Below are 19,934 nucleotides of genomic sequence, written 5' to 3' on the forward strand. Positions count from 1 at the left end.
GCGGTTATCGGCAGCGCTTGAGGGCCTGCTTGCCAGCCGAGTGCAGCGGAAGCCAAATCCTCACTATGCGACGCCGGGGGTGGGGACACCGGTCCGAACCGCCTCGATGAAGCCATCAGGTGGCAGGTAGCGATGCTCTTCAACGTAGTGGCCGATCAGCACCGGTGCAGCGAAGTTCGTCCCGTCCACTCCGGTGAGCCAGATCTCGCCGTTGCCGCGCGCAACATCGGGAGCTTCGTAGAGCCGAATGTCGGCCCGAACCACGCGTTGAGGCTCGACCGCTGGCAGGCAAAACTGGCAGTAGTGGTACCCACGCATGAGCCGTACTGGTGTGGCGCCGAGGCTCACCAAGCGATCTCGAACGTCTCGCGGGCAGGCTCCTGTAGTAAAGGGCATGCTCGAATCCAGCCAACCAATGGCAATGGCGTCCGGGGCGCCCGGGTAGTAGTCATAGGGCGCCAGGTCCGGGATGTGCGTCACGCGTCAATCATCGCAGTCAGGCACGGGCCTACCGTGCCCTACGTATACGCGCTCATCGTCAAAGCCGCGAGCACCGGGGCCGCCAGCCAGTTCTGTGGATGGCGGGACCGGGTTGTGGCAATCGTGCCCGAGGAAGTCGGCCCCAAGGAGTCCAAGATCATCCGCGCCCTGGCCGGCGGGGGTATCGAGGCCGTGCACACATGCACCGTTCTCGATGCGTCCGGCACCTGCGCCCGATGGGTCACCGGCCTTGCCCTGGAGTATGGAAGCGGTGACGAAGCAATTGCCTCCGACACACCCCGGCCACCCGGCATGGCGCAATCGGTCGTAAGCGCATGGCTGATGCGCGAAGCAGGCGAGGCACAGCTCCAGCAAGCCCGCCACTCCCTGAAGTTCGGCTTGGCGGGGTACGCAGCTACGTAGTTGCCGTGTCCGCGCTCGACCAGGCGCAGTTGCGCCGGCAGCGGGACTGGCCGTCGACGCTGCAGGTGCACGACTTGACGAACGCGTAATTCCGGCGCCTGGGTACGTCCAGCGCGCCGTGGCACATCTGAGCGCGGCGGAGACGGCGCGCTTTGCGGCATGACCGGATGCCCAGGAGCCGTGCGCTGGACTGCTCGTGGTGAACCGGACGGCCTATTCTGGTGCTGGTGAAGGTCCGGCAGCGCAAGAAGCTCATCGCCCGTCTGATGACTTCGCTGCTGGGTGATGATCTTCCGGCGGTGCGTGCGCTGTTGCGCGCGGGGGCAGACCCGAACGCGGCGGATCGTGACGGCAGCACTCCTCTCTACCTGGCCGCGCTGCAGAACAAGCGCGCGGCGGTGCGGATCCTCCTTGACGCCGGGGCGGACCCGAACGTCGAGAGCGGGCGCGGCGAGGAGGGGACACCCTTGACGGGAGCCGCAGCGTGGGGGCATACCGATGTCGTCCGTGAACTCCTTGCCCGGGGCGCGGATCCGAACCTCCGCGAAGACCACGGCAACGGGCTGTCGCCCCTCGAATGGGCCGTGCGAAACAACCACGCCGAGACGCAAGCACTACTCAAAGCCGCAGGCGCCAGATGAGTGGCGAGGAGGCTGCGAGCCCAGGCGACTGCAGCGCTTCGGTGCTTCGGCTGCTGGGCTTGTAGCCCGCTCCTGGTGCACGGACGGCGGCAGAGTGATCCTGGTGAGCGACTGCCGGCCGGAATTCAGCGCGAGGTCGACTCGCATCACTGGCATGCTCTGCCTCGTGCTCAGGCAGTTGGATGACGGTATCGAGATCACGGCCGAACCGGGCCGAGGATCCGTACGCCTTCGTAGTCCCCACAGACCTTGGGATGACCTGGTGCTCGACCTTCGATGTGAGTTGGACGATGCCGGCGTCAACGCTGCGACCTCGGTCCGGACGCTCAACGGTGACGGGATCGTGGCCTGGGCGGACTCGCTGGCCGAGTCGTTCTACGGCTGGGACGGCCTGCGTAGCTGGCAGTCACTCGACCATGACCTCCGCATCGACGCGACGCACGACGGACGCGGGCATGTCAGCCTCCGTTTCGCCATCCGAGGTCCCCGAGGCTACGAACCGGAGGCCTGGGAGGCATCCGTCGTGGTGACCCTCGACAGCGGCGAGGACATGCGACGCCTCGTCGCCGAACTCACCGAGTTGGTCTCGTAGCACGCCTGGGCCGCACGATCGACTGTTACTTTCGAACATCAGCGCACGGCCGCTCGCGACGAGTGATGGCTCTCGCTGGTGCCGGGCACGATCGGCGGCATGGGCGGATATGGGCTGGCCGTTGCTGATGAAGCTGTTGAAGGTCCGGGCCATCCTCGGCGAGGAGTTAACCAGCGACAAGAACCGGTCGCGGCAGCCTCGGCCGAATCTTCAAACCGGATGGACAGGTCACCGACGTGTACACCACGATCGAGTCGTGGTGACCAACGACGTTCGCGGCGAACGATTCTTCGATCCTGGTCGATCACTGATCGCGTACACCGACCTTGTCTATGTCGTGTGCCCGGCCTGCGGCGGGCAGGCCGCAGTCGTCCCACGCCCCGGCCTGCCCGCGCTTCGCTATTACAGCGAGTTGTGGTTCCGGCCCCGGCGGCTGGTCTGCAGCCAATGCGGCGCTAACCGAGACTGGGTCACCCCCCAAACCCAGAGCAGCGGCGGGGCGCTGATCGGCGTTGCCCTCGGCGGCCCCAAAGACCCATTCTTCGGCCGGCCTCTCTGGCTGCAGACGCCCTGCTGCGGACAGCTGCTCTGGGCGTACAACGCCAGCCATCTCGACGTGCTCCAGTCCTACGTCGCCGCCGACGTGCGCGAACGCGTCGGAGCAGCGTCGAGCATGCTGGGCCGCCTTCCCGCCTGGATCAAGAAAGCCAACCACCGAACCGAAGTCCTACGATCGATCGACCGTCTCCGCGGCCAAATACGTCGGCCGGCAGCGGATGACCGACCTGCCGCATCGTACGAGCGGCCGGAAGAACGCGTACCCCGCCCCAGCCACGAGTCCTAATTCCGACCCTCTTACTGAACCCGGGCCGGCTCCGCACTCGACCGAACCGACAGCATCTCGATCGGAGCGCTCGGGTCGCGGCAAATCCGGATGTAGGCAACGGCGGCAGGTCGACCAGTAGGATCCCGAAAATGTCCGATCTTGCAGCGCGATTCGCCCAGCTCGCTAGCGAGTACGACTCCCGGAAGAAAGCGGCGACCGCGCTCGTCGGGCGCTGGGACTGGTATACCTGGCCCGGCCTTGATCTTCGTCCGTTGCACTTCGAACGGGATCTGCTCAAGGCCGGCCGCCGGTTGGACGCCAGGCCACCGGTGGATCGGGATGTCCTGCGCATCGGGTTCGACGTCGAGGCCCGCGCGGTGGTGATCGAGGAGTACAGCGGCTCTCTTCACGGCCGCCTGTACTACGAGACGTTCGTCTGCCACGACGGCGACGTGGTCGAGGCGGCGCGTTTCGATACGGACGGGCCCATCTACCTGCACGAGTACCGTTTCGTGGACGGGTTGATGCGCTCAGCCGACACGGTCGCGCGGCGCGGCTCGGGACGGGAGGCGTACGCATACACCGATGGGCAGATCAGCCGCGTCGAGATCGAGCACGACAGCCGGGCGCCTTCGGTGCTGACGGCGGAACACGACGACCGCGGCCTGGTCCGCGTCGTCGAGGTCATGGGCCGCCGGTCCGAGGTGCGCTATGAGCGGCCGCCAGCCGGGTTCGACCTCGAAGCGGCGTGCCGGAGCATCAAGGACGCACTCATCATGCTGATCCCGGACGCTGTGGCGCGCTTGGCGGTCGACGGTCCCGCCGCCTGCGTCGCGCTGAGCTACGACCGATCGGACGCGCTGTCCTTCGAGGTCCACGGGGCCACTGAGGAGGAGCGCGCCGCGTTGGCGGCGATTGACGCCCAGGCAGCATGGTCGCCGGCCGACTTCGGGGCCAGGGCCGACGTCGACCTCGACGGCGCAGGATCGGTAAGGCTTGTACGACAGGAACTCGCCCTGCTCGACGCCGACGACCTCGATGCCGCCGCCGGATCCGAGGCAGGCCGCCGACTGTTGTGCGCAGTGGCGGCTCAGCTCAACCACCGCGACTGGTCAAACATGCTGCCAGTCACCGACGACTTCGTGGTGTACCCGGTCGACCTTGAGCTGGTCGACCTGGAACGGAACCTGGCCGACTGCCTGCCACCGGACCGGCTCGCCCGGCTACGCGAACGCCGCCTGCGGTGACTGCCCCCAGCCAGACCCGACCCCCGCGCCCACACGTCAGCACGACCGCGCACCCAGCACCGGTGCCGCTGTGTCACGTACCGTGACGCCCACTCGGCGGCATGTCCGGATGGCGCTGGTCGGCAAGGCGCGCGTGGTCGGGGGCTGTGCAGGTGATGTGGCGGGCGGTGGCCTGGCTTCAGGCAAGCTCGGGACAGCCGTGGAGATTCATGCCTCGAATGGGTCCCAGTGGGCCGCGTAGCGCAGCAGCGAGCGGGCCAGGTCGGGGTTTGCCGCTGCCCACCGGGTGTCGAAGAGGAACCATTGGTCGAACCCGAAGAAGTCATCGATGTATCGGGCGACTTGTGCGATGTGGGGGTCGAGCCGGATCAGCGATTCGGTCGGCCGCTGCGCGGCTCGCGGCTCGGGAGTGTGTCGATTTCCGTGTTTGGGCCTGTGGTGTGATCGAGGTTGTTAGATGGTGATCCGGTCGCCGTAGGCGAGGATCAGGGCGTTGAGGGCCTTGGCCCAACCGTAGACCCGGCCGGTGATGCTCCCGCCACCCCGGCGTTGCTGCTGGACGACGAGGTAGAGCACCTTCATCGCGGCCTGCTCGGTCGGGAAGTGCCCGCGCCGTCGGGCGGCTTGCCGGAACCGGGCGTTCAGGGACTCGATGATGTTGGTGGTGTAGAGGACCTTGCGGACCTCATGGTCGTAGTCGAGGAACGGCACGAACTGCGGCCAGGAGGTCCGCCACAGTTTGATGACGGCCGGGTACTGGTCACCGAACTGCGTGGCGAACGCCTCGAAACGGGCCTCCGCGGCGGCGACGGTGGGAGCGGTGTAGATGTCCCGCAGGGCGGGGGTGATCTTCTGCCAGTCCTTGCGATTCGTATACCGCAGGGACGCCCGGACCAGGTGCACGACGCACTGTTGGTGCACCGCGAGGGGCCAGACCTGCTCGATGGCGTCGGTCATGCCTTTGAGGCCGTCGCAGTCAGGCCATGAACACGTCCTCCACGCCCCGGTTACGTAGTTCGGTGAGGTAGCCGGCCCACTGTTTGGCGCCCTCGCCGCCGGTCCCGGCCCACATGCCCAGCACGTCACGTTCCCCGTCGAGGCTGATCCCGACCACCACGTAGACGGGCCGGTTCGCGACCTGCCCCTGGCGGATCCTCATCACCAACGCGTCGATGAACACCACCGGATAGATCCGGTCCAGAGGCCGCTGCCGCCAGGCTTCCATCTCCTGCACGACGTTGTCGGTGACCCGGCTGATCAACTCCCGAGACACGTCGGCGTCATACACATCCGCCAGATGCGCGGAGATCTCCCCGGTCGTCAACCCTTTGGCATACAGCGACAGGATCGCCTCATTGAACCCGTCCAACCGGCGAACATGCTTCGGCACGATCCGCGGCGTGAACGACCCCGCCCGATCCCGAGGAACCTGAATCCGCACCGGCCCGACCTCGGTCTGCACCGTCTTCGCCCCATGACCATTACGAATGTTGGACCGCCGGCCCGACTCCTCGTCGACGCCGACCTCGTCAAGGTGCGCATCCAACTCCGCATCGAGCGCCGACTCGAGGACAGTCCGGGTGATCCCCGCGAGGAGCCCACCCGGCCCCACCAGAGACACCCCGTCGGCCTTGGCCCGCTCCACCAGCTGCCGCGCGAACTCCACCTCCGCCGCCGTCGGCTGCGGAAGCTGAACAGCGTTCTTCTTGTCTGCCATGACGTGGTCCTTCCCGGACAAAATCAACGTCCTGTCCAACGGACCACACCCAGGTCAAACACGGAAATCTACGCAGTCCCCGCGAGTCCGGCGCCGCCTCACGCCGGCCCTGGTTGCCCGCTTCGCCCGTCGATTCACGCACGGTGACGAGTCGTAGGAGACCGGCGCGCACGGTCGGCGGCAGGGGAGGGCGCGGTCCCTGACAGCTGCGAACTCGATGGCGTGAACTCTGGGCCAGGCGTGAGGATGCGTCCATGGCCTGTGATGTGTTGCTCGCTCGGGCTCGGCAGGTCTGGCTTGAGATGGCTGGTGTTCCGATGGCTTTTCCCGCTGACAGCGACGTGGACGTGGCCGTGTCGACCGGATCGTGGCTCTGCCCGCCGGGCTGGATCGGAATTGTCGCGTTGGGCGACGCCGCCATCGTCACCGTGCCGGCTGGCGGTTGGGCCGGGGTTGTTCGCGAGGTGTTGCAGGGTCTGCCGGTCGAGGTTCTGACCGACTCTGACCGGCTGGGCGCAGTCCTGCCGGTCGCCGAGGTGCTGGGCCCGGCGAGCCTGGCTTACCTCGATGAAGGCGACTACCGGCCGGCTGGGCTCGATACCGTGGATGTGGTTCCTGGAGAACCTGCCGATCTCGCCAGGCTCCTGGCCGCTGTCCCGGCCGACGACGCCGACGAATGCGGGTTGGCCGATATCACCTCCCGCGCGTTCGTGGTGCGCCGAGGGGATCACGTTGTCGCGGCGGCTGGCTACCGACGCTGGCCGGGGCGGGTGGCCCACATGTGCGTACTCACTGCGCCGAATCACCGCGGGCGCGGCCTGGCACGTGCCGTTGCCTCCGTCGCAGCCGCGGACGGCATGGCGAACCATCTGCTGCCGCAGTGGCGGGCGCGACCGGAACCCTCCCGCCGAGTGGCGCAGGCGCTGGGATTCCGCCAGCTCGGCGCCCAACTCAGCATCCGCATCGGAACCTGAGCACACACCCCAGAACACCGGCTACGGCGACGACGCCGAGCGCGGCGCGAGTCGCACGACCTGCGGCAAATCAGGATGCCCATCTCGAATCAGCTCCGGGTGGGGCCGGCGGCGGTCCTGCCGAAGCGGCGGGCCAGCTGTCCGAAGGCGTCGAAGAGCTCGGCGGGGTCGACGACCTCGATCTCGGTGTCGAACCGGGCGATGGCGGCGGCGAGGCTGGGCCAGGACCAGGAGCCGAGGGTGAGCCGGCAGCGGTGCGAGTCAACCTCCTCGACGATCCCGTCGCGGGTGTAGCGGGCCACGGTGGCAGCCGGCAGGTCGAGCATGACGGTGCCCTGGCAGGGCCAGCCAAGGTTGCCGTCGTCAGCGCCACGGAACCTGCCGGTGACGAAGGCGGTCACGTCGCCGCCAGGCAGTTCCCTGGGCACGAACCGGGGTCCGTTGGGGATGCGCAGGGCCATCCGGTCGGCGCGGAAGGTGCGCCAGTCCGACCGGTCGAGGTCCCACGCCACGAGATACCAGCGTCCGTCCCAGGTGATGACGTGGTACGGCTCGACGCGGCGGGGCTGGCCCGTGGTGTCGGAGCGGTAGTCGAAGCGAAGGATCTCGCGGGCTTGCACGGCGGAACTGATCACCAGGAGCACGGCGTCGTCGATCGGGGCGGCCGCTCGGGTGGCGGGCCGTTCGACGGCGGTGATCTGGAGAGCGTTGATGCGGTGCCGTAGCCGGGATGGCATGACCTGCCGGATGGTGGTCAACGCCCGTGCTGCCGCTTCGCCGGTGCCGTCGCCCAGCGTGGTAGCGGCGATCTGCAGCGCGATGGTGAGGGCGACGGCCTGCTCGTCGTCGAACAGCAGAGGCGGTAGTTCGGTGCCGGCGCTGAGCCGGTAGCCACCGTCGGGACCCTTGACGGCGGCGATGGGGTAGCCGAGCTCACGCAGCCGGTCGATGTCGCGGCGTACCGTGCGCAGGCTGATGTCGAGCCGCTCGGCCAGCAGCGTGCCCGGCCAGTCGCGGCGCGTCTGCAGCAGCGACAGCAGGGCCAGCAGTCGACCAGAGGTTTTCGGCACGACGCGAAATGTACCCGGAGTAGGTGCCACAACCTGTCACCTACGCCGCCGATCCTTGGGGTGACGCGGGCCGGACGGCCTGACCGCACCACTCTCACAGGAGTTCTTCATGAGCATCAGCACCACCGCCCACCTGAACTTCCGAGGCAACGCCCGGGAGGCGCTGGAGTTCTACCACTCGGTGTTCGGCGGCGAGATCATGGTCATCACGTACGGCGACTTCGGAATGCCGAAGGAACTGCCCGACGCCAGCAAGGTCGTCTGGGGTCAGGTCGCAGCCGACGACCGCTTCCGCGTCATGGCCTACGACGTGCCCAGCCAGGCCGGAACCGGCATCGCGCCAGCACCCTCCACCCGGCGCGAGAACGGCATGACGCTGACCGGCGAGCCGTTCTTCCTGTCGGTCCGCGGCCAGACCGTCGAAGAGGTCGGCGCGCTGTGGGACAAGCTGGCCGATGGCGCCACCGTCGTCGAGGCGTACGGCCCAGCGCAGTGGGCGCCGGCGTTCGGGATGCTGACCGACCGCTTCGGCATCACATGGATCCTCGACGTCACCGCCCCGCACGCCTACGCCTGACCCCCGCACGCTGGCAACGGGACGAGGCGCCACCCCAACCTGGGTGTCCTCGTCCCGTTGAGTACTCGGTCGGTCTGGTCCTGCCGTATGCCCGCTGGGCCGTCACCTCGGCCGGACACTGGGCGGAGCGGCACGCACTGATCGTCATCATCGCCCTCGGAGAGGCGGTCATCTCCCTGGGACTCGGCCCGGGCCGGTTCGACCGGCTCGCCCTGACCGCGCCGGTGATCACCGGATCCGTGCTCGGCATCGCGTTGCTGGCGACGCTGTGGTGGCTGTACTTCGACACGCTACTGCCCAGCGTCGAGCAGGCCATGCACGGCATCCGGGGCCCAGAGCGGATCACGCTCGCCCGTGACGTCTTCACCTACCTGCATTTCGTCACCATCGTAGGAATCGTCGGGACCTCAAGTTGGTCCTCGAGGCGGTGGCCATGCCCGAGGTTGAACCGCTGCCCTGGCCGGCCGTCACCATCCTGTACGGCGGCGTCACCCTCTACCTCCTCGCAGGGGTGGCCGTCGCGGCGCGGACGTTCCGGCGGCTACGGCCCACCGCGCTGATCGCCGCGGTCGTCGTCGGTCCGCTAGCGGCGTGGGCGGCCTCACCCCCCTTTGTCGCGCTGGCCGTGCCCGTGTTGGTCTGCGGCGCCCTCGTGATGGTTCAGCGCTTCAGCGGTGCCGCCGCGCGGACGCGGATCAAGGCGTCGGTCCGAGCGGAGGAGCAGGTGATCGAGGAAGCCGTCAGCGGGTGGCGTTGCGAGCGTCTCTGACCCGGCCGGTCAGCGTCCGTCGTCGCACACGTCGGTGAGAGTGCTGCCATCACCGAGCTGGGCGCGGGTGATGACGCTGAGGCTGCCGTCCGTCTCCAGGATCACGGCCGCGAGGTCGTGCAGGTCGCCGGCGCCCTGGCTGCGGGCGGCCTGGCGGATCTCGCTCTCCGCGACCCGGACCCTGCGCATGGTCTGCCTCCGTAGCTGCCCGTCCCGCAGCAGCATGGTCGGTCGGGCCTTCAGCAGCTTCTGCGACGGCGGCCAGCGGACGGCGAGCAGCGCGACCCCGTACTGCAACGCCACCAGCAGGGTCAGGGCGAGGATCCCCTCCACCAGCGAGACGTCCCGCGACAGCAGGATCGTCGCCAGTGTCGAACCCAACGCCACCGTGACGACGAAGTCGAAGGCGTTCAGCTTGGACAACGTCCGCTTCCCGGATACCCGCAGGATCACCACCAGCGCCGGGTAGACGATCGCCGCGATCACAAGCAGGCGCACCAGGTCGGCAGGGTCGTTCCACACCATAGCGCTGACATACCCAGACACCGGACCCGCAAAAGACCGATCAGGTACGGGCAGAGCCGGCCGGCGAGGTCACCCGTCCAGCCGGCGTAGCCGGTTGCTGACGTCGTGCACGCCAGGCGTGCGCCAAGCGAGGGCGCCCGCCTCTGCGCCAAGCTCGGCGGTACGCACGGTGCCGTCGAGGATCACCACCCGGTTCTGCACCTCGATGCAGATCCGTTCGTGGCGCAGTCGCGGATCCCGCTGCATGCGTGCGAGCAGCTGACAGGCCAGCCGGCCGTCCTCCGTGGTGGGCTCGGCGTGAAACAGCGCGGGCAGGTCGTGCGGGAAGAACCAGGGGTGGGTCATGGCTGACTCCTCGGGGCGGGTCTCCTCCGACTGCCCTACCCTGTGGCCACGGCCAGCAACACGACGAACCGATGACGAATTGTGCCCGCCCCGGTAACGGCCCTGGAGGCCGGACAGTCCGACGTTTACCGCTGATGGGTTGGGGCGGAACCAGCCAGTGCGCGGCTGGTTCCGCCCGCACGACCGCCTGGAGGACATGACGTGATGCGCCGATCGCGCTGCCTGGCGCTGTCCGCCAGCGAAGCGCTGCCAGTCGATACGGCTGGCGGCACCGGCAACGACGCGAGCGCCGCCGCGAGGTGAGGCTCCCCGGCCCACCCACTGCCGGGCCGCCCGGCGGCGGCGATGAGCGGGGCCCGCCGACGTCGAGCGGTCGCCCAAGGAGGCCGTGCTTCACGGCCTCGCGCGGCGGCTCGACAAGCCGATGGGCGCGCTGGGTGTGCTCTTCGTGCTGGTCGTGCTCGGGCAGGCCCTTGCCCGACCTCCCACCCTGTCCACCGCCCTGACCGTGGTGGGTTGGGTGTTGTGGGCGGTGTCCGTGGCCGAGTTCGCCCTACGCGCATGGCTGGCCCGTCATCACGCCCGCCGGTTCTGGCGACGCAACTGGTGGCAGGTCATTCTCCTGGCCGTGCCGTTCCTCCGCTTCGCCCGCGCCGCCACCCTGCGCGCCGCCCGAGCCCCGCGTCGGGCACACCAAACGGCGCACGCGTACCCGCACCACCACCTGCCGAGCATCGACCGACACGTCCGCGACAGTCCGCTGGTGATACCCGTGCACCGACCCGTCACCGCCTCGCAGCCCGGACAGGCCACAGGCCTCTCAGGGGTCCGGGCCCGCACCAGAATCCGCTCACCCTCGTCCGTGACGTCGTCGATCACCAGCGGGGACAACCCCGAGAACACCATCTTCGTAAGATCACCGATCTTGCACACATGACCTCAACGACATCGACCACCCTCGGTCACCACCGAATGTGAGACAGAGCCGTTAGCGAGACAGCCCCGACCGGGGAAGATAGTCGACTGGCTATCTTCCGCGGCGTCGGCTGGAGTACTAGTACTCCAACGTCATTTGATCCGCCGGCTGGCTTACTCGGCTAGTTCATGAAGAAGATCATGGCCGCGAGGCTTGCCCCCATGGCCAGGTGCTCCCAACGGAGCAGGTCCGTGATCGGTCGGTTGCGCAGCCGGACGAGTGCGGTCGCCATCCAGCAGAGGTAAGCCGCCGTGGCGGCGCGTAGCAACACGAGCGCCGCGTCATGGTCGGTGACGGTGCCGTGGTCCGTCCGGGGCCCGGCGGCCATGTGGTGGGTAGCCATCAATTCGCCGTGTTGATGCATCAGCACGGCGAGCGCCATGAGCACGGCCCCGGCCATACGGTGCCACTCCACCTCCGGGCCGCGCTCGGTCGGATCGCCGACGACGATTGCCGCCGCCAAGACCAGGAGCAGCAGCGTGCCCGCGTACTGCACAACCGGTGCGGCGTCGAGAGTCACCGCGACCATGACAGCCACCATCGCACCCGCAAGCATTCGGGCTCTGCGGGAAGCGCCCGCCCGCGGCACGACGCAGCAGCAGGCTGACACCGCGGCCGACCCGAGCATGATCACCTCGATCATCAGGACGTCATCGCGGTGCGACGCCGGGGCGTGTCCATTGCGCGGTGGGGCGACCGTTGAGACGCCACGGGTGCCCGGTGACCCGCGGCCAGCCTTCAGGCGAGTTTTCCCAGTGCTCCTGCCGGCCGTACACCGTGAGGTCCAGGGCGTGGTAGGTGGTCATCAACGCCTCCACGCCCCGCCCGGTGGTCCAGTAGGTCTCGTAGACCTCGTCGCCGTCGCGCAGGTAGCACGCGATGAACCCGAAGTCACGACCGTCGGCCAGAGCCGGGTCGGAGTCTTTCGCCGAATACCAGGGGAACCTATAGCCCATGAACTCCGCGAACGGGGCACTTTCGTCGTAGGGACCCTCGCAGAACACGGCGTAGGTGACGTCCCGAGCGTGCAGGTAGTCCAGCGTCTGCAGGTGACAGGTCGAGAAGGTGCACCCCTCACACTGATGCTCGTACGGTTTGCCGTCGTGCCACATGTGGAAGTAGGCGATGAGCATCCGGCGGCCCTCGAACACCTCCACCAGCGGGGTGTCCCCGCCAGGGCCCCGCACCGTCACCGGCGGCATCAAGGTCATCGGCAGCTGACGACGAGCGGCTGCGATCGCGTCTCCTTCGCGGGTATGGGCCTTCTCCCGGACCAGCAGTTCGTCGCGCTCGCGCAGCCAGGTCTCCCGGTCGACGACCGGGGGCGCGGCGGCGCTGGACGCGGGGGTTGCCGTCATGGCTATCTCCTTCGTGGAGTGGGGATCGGTCACAGGTACAGACGACCGAGTCGGCGATCGTCATCGGTGACCGATGACGGATGGGGTCCGCGGTCGTCGGTACGGTTGTGAGGACCACTCAGCCTCGGGGAGATAACATGTCGGACTCGCCTGATGAGCAGGCGGTCTGGCTGCAGCGCGCCTTCGACGAGCACCGGCGTGAGCTACACGTGCACTGCTACCGCCTCGCCGGGAACGTCACCGACGCGGACGACCTGGTGCAGGAGACCTTCCTGCGTGCCTGGCGGGCTCGCGACCGCTTCGAGGGTCGGGCGTCGGCGCGCACCTGGTTCTACCGGATCGCCACGAACGTCTTTCTCGACAGCCGCAAGGCGGCCGGTCACCGGACGGTACCGTATGGTGACCCGCTGGAGTGGTCCACCGAGCTCGGTCCCTATCCCGACGCCCTGCTGGCCGACGATCCGCAGATCGGTCTCGCCGCCCGGGAGACGGTCGAGCTGGCCGTGATCGCAGCGCTCATGTACCTGCCGCCGCGGCAGCGGGTGGCCTTCGTGCTGCGCGACGTCGACGGCTGGACGCCGCAGGAGATCGCCGCCGCGCTCGACACCGCCGTAGCGGCCGTCAACAGCCTCCTCCAGCGGGCCCGCCACACCCTCCGGCGGCGCGCTCCGTCGGACCCGAAGGACTGGCGCCGCCCGCAGCTCACCAGTGAGGACGAAGAGATCCTGCGCCGCTACGCCGACGCGAAGGACCCGGAGACGATCCGGGCACTGCTCGCCGATGACGTACGGATCACGATGCCGCCCGAGCCGCCGGTCGTCGGGATCGACGCGGCCGCGGAGTTCCTCGGCCGACCGCTCGACTGGCGTACGTTCCCCACCTCGGCCAACGGCCGCCCGGCACTGATCAACTATCTCCGCCGGCCCGGCAGCCCGCACTACGAGGCGTTGGTCGTCGACGTACTCCGGATCGAGAACGGGAAGATCGTAGAGAGCAACGCCTTCATCGGTGCCCGTCACGTCGCCGCCTTCAGCATGCCCGCCACGCTCGAGCCCTAGTTCTCCGGACACGAACAGGCTCATCAGCACCGCCCGGCTCCGGCGCCTGCACCACGCCGGGGGAGAGGGTGCGACTCGACCGAGACGCTATTCACGCCCTGCTGCTGCGCCGGATGATGTTCCTGGAGTCCCGCTGGCGGGGCCGCACTCGCGCGGAGTTGACCCGCGATCCCGTCTACACCCGATACCTCACCCCAGAGGACTTGACCGCGCTGATCACCGCCAGCGGCGCGGCCGGTGAACCACTCGGCCCCTGACCCGCGCCTCACCGGCCACGAACGAGCGGTAGGACATGCAGATACACCCCGCGTATGACGACCGTGACAGATAACACCAACATCCCACCGCAGCCGCCCGATCAGTAGTGGGCAAGGATCTGCGTGACAGGGTGGCCGAGAAGGGTGGCCACGTCGGCGAGTTCCCGGGCATCGAGCTCGTACTTCGCGCGAGTCGGGTTCATGGCGCACACCTCAAATCGCGCGAAGCCTACCGGCCAGTCGTAGCGAAGTGCGACCAGGGAGACGACTGCACCACAGCACGGCACCGTCGTATCCAAGTTGTCGAAACTCTCGCTGCTCTCCTCGATCAGATCGTAGAACCACTCCATATCGATCTCCGCGAGGCAGGACGAGCATGTGATCCGCGTGGTGTTCTCGCCGGCGTCGATCAGAGTGACTTTGTCGTAGAACTCGTGGTCGACATGCTCGACGTCGTCGTCGGGACCGGAGAACAGCCGAGCGACGTAGGCCACGGCCGCAGCGGCGGCATCGAGGGTAGGCTGCCAGTTAACGTCCGTCGGGATGAGACGGATGTATCCGTCACTCACGGCAGCCAGGATGCCTTACCTGATGCCCTCATCAACGTCCGGGCCATCGTCAGAACGTCCGGACGCCATGCCCACTCGCTGTACGCGGATGGCGGCAGATCAGGATGCCGGCGGACCGGAGGGGATTTGAACCCCCGGTGGGGCATGGCGCGCCAGTGGCCCCACGCACCTTCGAGTCGCCCGTGCGTGCCCGGCGTACGGCTCTGAGTGCTGCAATACCCGGCTCTGCCACCGGTCCAGACGCAGCATGGGCGCTATCCCGCAACCCGAGCAGCGGGGTTTCCAGGCAGCGTCCAAGCACGATGTCAGCGGCCGTGAGCGGACGTCTGTTAATCGCGACGGCCGCCGGTCAGGTGGATGTGGTGTAACCCCGGACCAAAGGCGGCGACGCGGTCCGAGGTGCCGTGGTGCGCCTTTGATGGCGTGAAGCGGCCTTCACTGACTGCGACGTCGTAGGCGCCCCCGCGGCGTGAACGAGAACGAGCCGGGGAACTTGCCTGGGCGATAAATTCGGAATCCTCACCGCTGCTCATCGCCGCAGATCATGACACTCCATACCGGCTTATCCGGCTGGTGAGTGCCACCCTGCGGTAAGGGCGATGATGTGAGCGGTCACCGTGTCAGGGTCGGTGAGTTGATGGAGGTGGCCGCCGGGAATCTCCGCGACGTTCCAGCCTCGGGTCAGTGATTCCTGCGCCATGCGGTCGTACGGCGGGCCGAACAGCAGGTACGCGCATGGCCGGTGATCCCAGCCTGGGGGTACCGGGATTTGCTGCTCGTAGTAGCTCACCGCAAGCCGGGGCTGCTCGGCTGAGACAAGTGCTCTGGTCCGGGGATCGGGAAACAGCGGTGCGACGGTATTGTCGTCCCACCATGTCGTCCATTGCGGCAACCGGCCCTCCGCTGCGATCGACCGCAGGTAGGCCAGGCGTTCGGGTGATGCGGCAGGCGTCGGCCCGCGACGCGAGGGCAGACTGGCGTCGACGAACACGCACCCAACGACCGGCCGGCCGGCTGCCGGTACGACAGGTGGAACCACAAGACCGGCGTTGCTGTGGGCAACCAGCACAATCGGCTGGTCCTGCGGTAGGTGGGAGACGCTGTCTTTGACCACGGCGCCGATCTGTGGCCAGAACGGCGGTTCGTCGACATCGGTCACGTGGACCATCGACGGCACCACTGTGGCCACGCCCAGTGCCCTCAGCTTGGCCGCCACCGGAGTCCAGGTCAGGGGCCCCAGCAACAGGCTGTGTAGGAGTACAAGCGCGAGCTTCACGCGTCCACCATCCACGACGGCGCCGGGCGACCGCCACCCCACGCCAGCGGATGGGCTGCCTCCGATGATTTCACCAATGACATCCGCGCCCGACCTGCGGCAATTGAGTGTGGCGGCCGAGCGCGCCACCGCGGCAGAAGCGGACGTTTCGTGGGTGTTGGAGGGCTCGTTGGGATACTCCGATCCATGATGCGGAATCGGCGACGATCGGGCGACGAGGCGTACCCAACTGCGGTCAGCGGTGTCGCTGCATATCTCGCGGACGAGGACGCCGACGTCTACAACATCACAGACGCTGCGGTTCGCCTCGACGGCCTGGCTTACGCGTTGAATCTCACCGCCCTCGCCGCGACGGCGATCACTGCACTGGCTGGGGCAACCGGCCGCACACCAATGGAGGTGCTGCGGTCGATGGAGCCCGAGGGACGGAACTTGGGCAGATAGCCGGTAGGTGGTGCGCTGTCGGCGGCATGAGCGCGCTACTGCACCAGCCGCCGGACCTCGATCCGCGCCCCGGGTACTTCGCCGCTGCGGACGGTGCGCTTGCTGGCCTCCAGGTGGTCTACTCGGTCATCGGCCGCCTGAGCCGCCCCCCGCCATGGGCGTAGGCCGAAGACGCCTTCCATTGCATCCAGCGTCGGCTTAATCAAGTTGTCGAGGTCCCAAACGTCATTGGCGTTCCGCGCTTCCGGCGTACGGAATTCGACCAGCACGGAGAAGCGCTCCGTCCACGGGCCCAAGCCGGTTCGACGGATCGCCTCGCGAACCGCGGCCTTCCAAGCCGCCTCTGAAGCCGACGAGTAGCTCGCCGGCCGGCCAGGCACGTCCACGACGAACAATGTCTCGAACCTCATGGCAGACATGATGGTCGCCCTGGTCGGTAGACCGGAAGGCATCGTGACCACTCGGATGTCGAGTGGTAGGCGGGAGGATGACGCAGTTCCGAACCGCAGGGTGGCCATGCCTCGACACGCGCACCGCGCGACCAGCGGCATGTGCGGATGTCCTTGTCCGACTACCGGCGCTGGGCATCGACCTCGTAGATGATCCCTAGGCCGTCTTCGTCGTCCCAGTGATCACCGAGCTCCATGAAGCCGTACTGCGACGCCAGATGGTAAGAAGCGATTCTTCAACTGGCTTGCGGACGCCAGCGGGCCGCACGGCAGCCGGCGCGACGTGAATGGCTCCCGGCTGGCGACGCGCGCGCTCTGCGGCAGATGCTGATGCCTCGGCGCTCCCGTTTCGAGGATCGACGCGTGGTTCGAGTATCTCGGGATGTTTTCATCCGCCGATGCGGTGGTCAGCGTTCGCCGGGCGCATGGGGATGCGGGTTAGCGTCCAGGCGAGGAGGCGTTAGAGTCGCGCGATGGTGACCTTCCGGGTCGACGAGGTGAGTCCCGCGACCGTGGGCCTGCCTACCCGGCCATTGGGTGAACTGTTCGGTGACGCGTTGGTTTTCGGCGGTGATCCGGCGCTGCCGGTGCTCGTGCCGGACGGGGTGCATCCGTTGCTCGACGCCGTCGGGCGGGCGTTCGCCGAGCATCGTCCGCTGGTGTTGTCACCCGACGCGGTGTGGTTGACGATCGCGCAGGGTGTCGCCCAACACATTCGGCTGCACGCCGAGGAGTTGCGTCCCCGGTTGGTGAGTCACAGGGGCCGCAGGCGGCTCACCGTGACCGTCGATGGGCCGATGCCGCAGGACGCGGCGTCCTGGCAGGACGTGGTGGAGTCGTTTCACAAACTGCTCGGCACCGAGGTCAGCGACGCGGGCGTGTTCGAGTGCGACTTCTCCACCAGCACTGACGTCGACCGGGTCGCGGGACGAGTTGTCGTGCTGGACGCCTACTCGCCGTATTTCTCGTTGTGGCTGGTGTGCGTGTGCGGCATCCCGTCGGTCACGGTGACCGGCACGGTGGCGGACTGGCAGAAGATCCGCGCACGGGTGGACGCGATCGCCGGGTTCGGCCTGCAGAAGTGGTGCCGGTCGCTCGCGCCGATCGTCGACCAGTTCGTCAGAGCCGCGGCAGGCGAGGTGGACGTGGCGTTCTGGCGGCGGATCTACAACCCGGTCGACGCGTACGGCGGTGAGGTGGTGACCGGTTGGGCCGCACGCCTATACCCGTACCTTCGCGGTCAGGGGGTGCTGGAGCGGCCGAATCCGTTGCTGGAGTTGCCCATCGACGAGCCGCGTAACGTGACGACCGACGGCCGCGGCTTCTATCACGGTGCTGGCATCCGCACCGATCAGGTCCCCGCGACGTTGTCGCGGGCCACCGTCAACGTCAACGACCAGGTGGCGGGCGAAAACCGGACGGTCGCCCTGCACGCCGGCCTGGTCGGCGTCGCGCAGGACGACAACGGCGGACTGCGGCCGGTGACCGGCTGGTACCTCACGCCGGCGACGGTGGAGATCGACGACGTGGTCGACCGGATCGTGCGCGACCACGAGACCACACCACCGCAACCCCTGCACCTGCTCGCCGCGCCCGCCGAGGTCGTCGCGCTCTACCAGCGCATCGGCTCCGCCACGCTGTTCGACACCTGGCGGCTGCTGCCGGTTGCCGAGCACCGCCGGATCTATCGCGGCTACGACGAGCAGTCACTCCTGACGATCATCGACCTTGCCGACGGCCGGAGCATCTGCGCGGCCCTCGACGAGGAAACCCAGTCGGCCCACTGGATCCTCTGCCGAGTCGAGGTGATGACGGCCGCACGGTCGGACGAGTTCGACGCCCGCTTCCGCCTGATCAACCACCCCGCCGACGTCCCGGTGTACGGCACCTCCCTCGCGCAGCTGCTCGACGCCGCCCTCGACTCCGACGGCGACATCTCCCACCTGGAAACCGGTCGGCTCAATCAGCTCGACCGGCCCACTCGTTGACCAATGACACACCATCCACAGCTGGAAACGACCCTAAGACCTCCAGATCCGGCGGCCAGAAAAGGGCGACAGCGAGTAACACGCCGTGCTGCCGGCCAGCACACCCGGTCGGCGGCAAATGAGCGCCACGCTACGGTTCTTTTCCGCCGTGCAGAACCGCTTCTGTCGCCGAGCGACTATTCGACCTGGCCGGGCTCTGGAGGGGTGCCGGCGTCAGTTCGCAGCCGCGCATGTATGTGGACGTCGTGCCACCCGTCGGCGTGTCGCAGGTAACCGCGTAGGGTGCCCTCGATGCCGAACGCGGCCTTGTGCGCGACCCGGCATGACGCCGAGTTGGCGATCGAGTGGACCAGGAAGAGCCGGTTCATCCGCAGCGTGCCAAACGCCCACGATGTCAGCGTGTGGACCGCGCGTACGGCAACACCTCTCCCGCGAGCAGCGGGCAGGACCCAGTACGAAAGTTGCGCTGACGCTTCCGACAACATGATTGTCCGAAGACCAACCTGGCCGATGACTTGATCATCCGTGCTGCGGACGATGGCCCAACTGGCGTCTGATTCGTTCGCCCACCGCCCGGCCCAGTGCGCGATCCAGCCGTGCGCTTCGTCGTCGCTGTCCATCCGGCGCACATGCCACCGTTGTATATCGGGACATGCGAACGCGGCCCGCACAGTCGCGGCGTCGGCGTTGCACCACGGCCGTAGGGCCATGTGCTCATCGATGCTGAGACGGGGCTGTCCGGTGGTCCGGAGGGAACCGGCGGGCAGGGCAGGGTCGACGAGGAGTGGCATGGCTCCATCATCGCCAATCAGCGATCGCCGCGTGCCGGCTACGGCCGGGCACCTCCCGGTATGGGCGCTTGCGGCGCCGCGGACGAGCCAAGTCTCGATGAATTCGATGCCAAGGGTGTTGGGCGGGGGCCAAAGAGTGAGTCCGACTGGGCGGTCCGCTCATCGGCAGAAGCGTGTGCTGCTGATCGATACTTGGTCGGTGGTCGGCCCGGTACTTGACGTTGGTTGGCCGGGTCGCGTGGATGGCCGAGGCAGCGGCGACGGTCGGCAACCGGCGACCTGCCCTCGGGCTGGCTGCGTTGACGGAGCTGTTGGCTCCTGGCCCGAGCGACCCGGAACCGTGGCCAGCACGCGACCGGCGGCTACTTATCTACTGGTGGTACGACCGCAGCCCGGCCAGGCTTGGTCGAGGTGACCGGCGGGGTCGCTCTTTCGGCGGCTGATGCGTGCGAGGGAAATCGGGCTAAGGCGCGTTGCTCGGCGCTGGCTAAAGGACGTCTCGTAACTCGGTGAAGGCGTTGCCTGGCAACGGTGCTGGTGTCAGCCGAGCAGGATGATGTTGTGGAGGTGGGCGATGCCGGA

General features: G+C 67.8%; 22 protein-coding genes and 4 pseudogenes. 12 read left to right on the forward strand and 14 right to left on the reverse strand.

The window, feature by feature from the left end:
- Positions 1-63: 63 nt before the first annotated feature.
- A complete protein-coding gene (locus tag BMY89_RS30170) occupies positions 64-480 on the reverse strand; it encodes a DUF7919 family protein (RefSeq protein ID WP_139218041.1) in 417 nt (138 codons plus the stop codon).
- A 33-nt stretch (positions 481-513) separates the two neighbouring features.
- On the opposite strand from BMY89_RS30170, the gene BMY89_RS28880 reads away from it, so the two are divergent.
- The 5 genes from BMY89_RS28880 (at position 514) to BMY89_RS28900 (ending at position 4,209) form a co-directional block, all read left to right on the forward strand.
- Positions 514-903, forward strand: a complete 390-nt coding sequence (locus tag BMY89_RS28880) for a hypothetical protein (RefSeq protein ID WP_092383548.1) — start codon at positions 514-516, stop codon at positions 901-903.
- Between the two features lie 227 nt (positions 904-1,130).
- Positions 1,131-1,544: an ankyrin repeat domain-containing protein gene (locus BMY89_RS28885; protein WP_092383587.1), complete on the forward strand. Its 414-nt coding sequence runs from the start codon at positions 1,131-1,133 to the stop codon at positions 1,542-1,544.
- A 154-nt stretch (positions 1,545-1,698) separates the two neighbouring features.
- Positions 1,699-2,136, forward strand: coding sequence for a DUF6228 family protein (locus BMY89_RS28890; protein WP_269766899.1), 438 nt, complete (start codon positions 1,699-1,701; stop codon positions 2,134-2,136).
- Positions 2,137-2,392: 256 nt separating this feature from the next.
- Positions 2,393-2,980: a hypothetical protein gene (locus BMY89_RS28895; protein ID WP_198414170.1), complete on the forward strand. Its 588-nt coding sequence runs from the start codon at positions 2,393-2,395 to the stop codon at positions 2,978-2,980.
- Between the two features lie 359 nt (positions 2,981-3,339).
- Complete coding sequence (locus BMY89_RS28900) at positions 3,340-4,209, forward strand: hypothetical protein (protein WP_139218043.1); 870 nt, start codon at positions 3,340-3,342, stop codon at positions 4,207-4,209.
- A gap of 453 nt (positions 4,210-4,662) precedes the next feature.
- Here the strand turns inward: BMY89_RS28900 and BMY89_RS31630 are convergent.
- Positions 4,663-5,926 (reverse strand): annotated as a pseudogene (locus BMY89_RS31630) (IS256 family transposase).
- A gap of 254 nt (positions 5,927-6,180) precedes the next feature.
- Between BMY89_RS31630 and BMY89_RS28910 the strand changes: the two are divergent.
- Positions 6,181-6,900 (forward strand): GNAT family N-acetyltransferase, encoded by a 720-nt coding sequence (locus tag BMY89_RS28910; protein ID WP_092383553.1) that lies wholly within the window; start codon positions 6,181-6,183, stop codon positions 6,898-6,900.
- 89 nt (positions 6,901-6,989) lie between these two features.
- Here the strand turns inward: BMY89_RS28910 and BMY89_RS28915 are convergent, their stop codons facing one another.
- Positions 6,990-7,970 carry a helix-turn-helix transcriptional regulator gene (locus BMY89_RS28915; protein ID WP_092383555.1) on the reverse strand — a complete coding sequence of 327 codons (981 nt, stop codon included), beginning with the start codon at positions 7,968-7,970 and terminating at the stop codon, positions 6,990-6,992.
- Positions 7,971-8,079: 109 nt separating this feature from the next.
- Here BMY89_RS28915 and BMY89_RS28920 point away from each other — a divergent pair, with 109 nt between their 5' ends.
- From BMY89_RS28920 to BMY89_RS31220, 3 genes and pseudogenes are all read left to right on the forward strand, one after another.
- Positions 8,080-8,547 carry a VOC family protein gene (locus BMY89_RS28920; RefSeq protein ID WP_092383557.1) on the forward strand — a complete coding sequence of 156 codons (468 nt, stop codon included), beginning with the start codon at positions 8,080-8,082 and terminating at the stop codon, positions 8,545-8,547.
- Positions 8,508-8,945 (forward strand): annotated as a pseudogene (locus tag BMY89_RS31635) (low temperature requirement protein A); the annotation flags it as partial. The gene BMY89_RS28920 and the pseudogene BMY89_RS31635, both read left to right, overlap by 40 nt.
- 35 nt (positions 8,946-8,980) lie before the next feature.
- Positions 8,981-9,316 carry a low temperature requirement protein A gene (locus tag BMY89_RS31220; protein WP_232521602.1) on the forward strand — a complete coding sequence of 112 codons (336 nt, stop codon included), beginning with the start codon at positions 8,981-8,983 and terminating at the stop codon, positions 9,314-9,316.
- Between the two features lie 9 nt (positions 9,317-9,325).
- Here BMY89_RS31220 and BMY89_RS28935 read toward each other — a convergent pair whose 3' ends face one another.
- The 5 genes and pseudogenes from BMY89_RS28935 to BMY89_RS28960 form a co-directional block, all read right to left on the reverse strand.
- Positions 9,326-9,814 carry a DUF421 domain-containing protein gene (locus BMY89_RS28935; RefSeq protein ID WP_232521603.1) on the reverse strand — a complete coding sequence of 163 codons (489 nt, stop codon included), beginning with the start codon at positions 9,812-9,814 and terminating at the stop codon, positions 9,326-9,328.
- A gap of 96 nt (positions 9,815-9,910) precedes the next feature.
- Complete coding sequence (locus BMY89_RS30635; protein ID WP_170147804.1) at positions 9,911-10,186, reverse strand: BON domain-containing protein; 276 nt, start codon at positions 10,184-10,186, stop codon at positions 9,911-9,913.
- A 676-nt stretch (positions 10,187-10,862) separates the two neighbouring features.
- Positions 10,863-11,119 (reverse strand): annotated as a pseudogene (locus BMY89_RS28950) (transposase family protein); the annotation flags it as partial.
- 164 nt (positions 11,120-11,283) lie between these two features.
- Positions 11,284-11,805 (reverse strand): hypothetical protein, encoded by a 522-nt coding sequence (locus BMY89_RS28955; RefSeq protein ID WP_092383567.1) that lies wholly within the window; start codon positions 11,803-11,805, stop codon positions 11,284-11,286.
- A 7-nt stretch (positions 11,806-11,812) separates the two neighbouring features.
- Entirely contained in the window at positions 11,813-12,520 is a 708-nt protein-coding gene (locus tag BMY89_RS28960) for a DUF899 family protein (protein WP_092383569.1), read from the reverse strand.
- A 137-nt stretch (positions 12,521-12,657) separates the two neighbouring features.
- Between BMY89_RS28960 and BMY89_RS28965 the strand changes: the two genes are divergently transcribed.
- Together BMY89_RS28965 and BMY89_RS30175 are read left to right on the forward strand one after the other, a co-directional pair.
- Positions 12,658-13,578: an RNA polymerase subunit sigma-70 gene (locus tag BMY89_RS28965; RefSeq protein ID WP_092383571.1), complete on the forward strand. Its 921-nt coding sequence runs from the start codon at positions 12,658-12,660 to the stop codon at positions 13,576-13,578.
- Between the two features lie 68 nt (positions 13,579-13,646).
- Complete coding sequence (locus BMY89_RS30175) at positions 13,647-13,835, forward strand: hypothetical protein (RefSeq protein ID WP_139218044.1); 189 nt, start codon at positions 13,647-13,649, stop codon at positions 13,833-13,835.
- A gap of 101 nt (positions 13,836-13,936) precedes the next feature.
- On the opposite strand, the gene BMY89_RS28970 is transcribed toward BMY89_RS30175, so the two are convergent.
- From BMY89_RS28970 to BMY89_RS28985, 5 genes and pseudogenes are all read right to left on the reverse strand, one after another.
- Positions 13,937-14,404 carry a hypothetical protein gene (locus BMY89_RS28970; protein ID WP_092383573.1) on the reverse strand — a complete coding sequence of 156 codons (468 nt, stop codon included), beginning with the start codon at positions 14,402-14,404 and terminating at the stop codon, positions 13,937-13,939.
- A 111-nt stretch (positions 14,405-14,515) separates the two neighbouring features.
- Positions 14,516-14,642, reverse strand: a pseudogene (locus BMY89_RS30640).
- 91 nt (positions 14,643-14,733) lie between these two features.
- The gene (locus BMY89_RS31665; protein WP_443673930.1) at positions 14,734-14,937 is read right to left on the reverse strand and encodes a DUF7710 domain-containing protein; all 204 of its coding nucleotides are present in this window, start codon (positions 14,935-14,937) and stop codon (positions 14,734-14,736) included.
- 29 nt (positions 14,938-14,966) lie between these two features.
- Positions 14,967-15,680, reverse strand: coding sequence for an alpha/beta hydrolase (locus BMY89_RS28975; protein WP_092383575.1), 714 nt, complete (start codon positions 15,678-15,680; stop codon positions 14,967-14,969).
- Positions 15,681-16,159: 479 nt separating this feature from the next.
- Positions 16,160-16,534 (reverse strand): RusA family crossover junction endodeoxyribonuclease, encoded by a 375-nt coding sequence (locus BMY89_RS28985; protein WP_170147805.1) that lies wholly within the window; start codon positions 16,532-16,534, stop codon positions 16,160-16,162.
- A 512-nt stretch (positions 16,535-17,046) separates the two neighbouring features.
- On the opposite strand from BMY89_RS28985, the gene BMY89_RS28995 reads away from it, so the two are divergent.
- Positions 17,047-18,561: a DUF4419 domain-containing protein gene (locus tag BMY89_RS28995; RefSeq protein WP_092383581.1), complete on the forward strand. Its 1,515-nt coding sequence runs from the start codon at positions 17,047-17,049 to the stop codon at positions 18,559-18,561.
- 176 nt (positions 18,562-18,737) lie between these two features.
- Here BMY89_RS28995 and BMY89_RS29000 read toward each other — a convergent pair whose 3' ends face one another.
- Positions 18,738-19,352, reverse strand: coding sequence for a GNAT family N-acetyltransferase (locus BMY89_RS29000; protein WP_092383583.1), 615 nt, complete (start codon positions 19,350-19,352; stop codon positions 18,738-18,740).
- Between the last annotated feature and the right edge of the window lie 582 nt (positions 19,353-19,934).

The sequence above is a fragment of the Micromonospora phaseoli genome (genome assembly GCF_900109115.1).
In the GTDB taxonomy this organism is placed as follows: Bacteria; Actinomycetota; Actinomycetes; order Mycobacteriales; family Micromonosporaceae; genus Micromonospora; species Micromonospora phaseoli.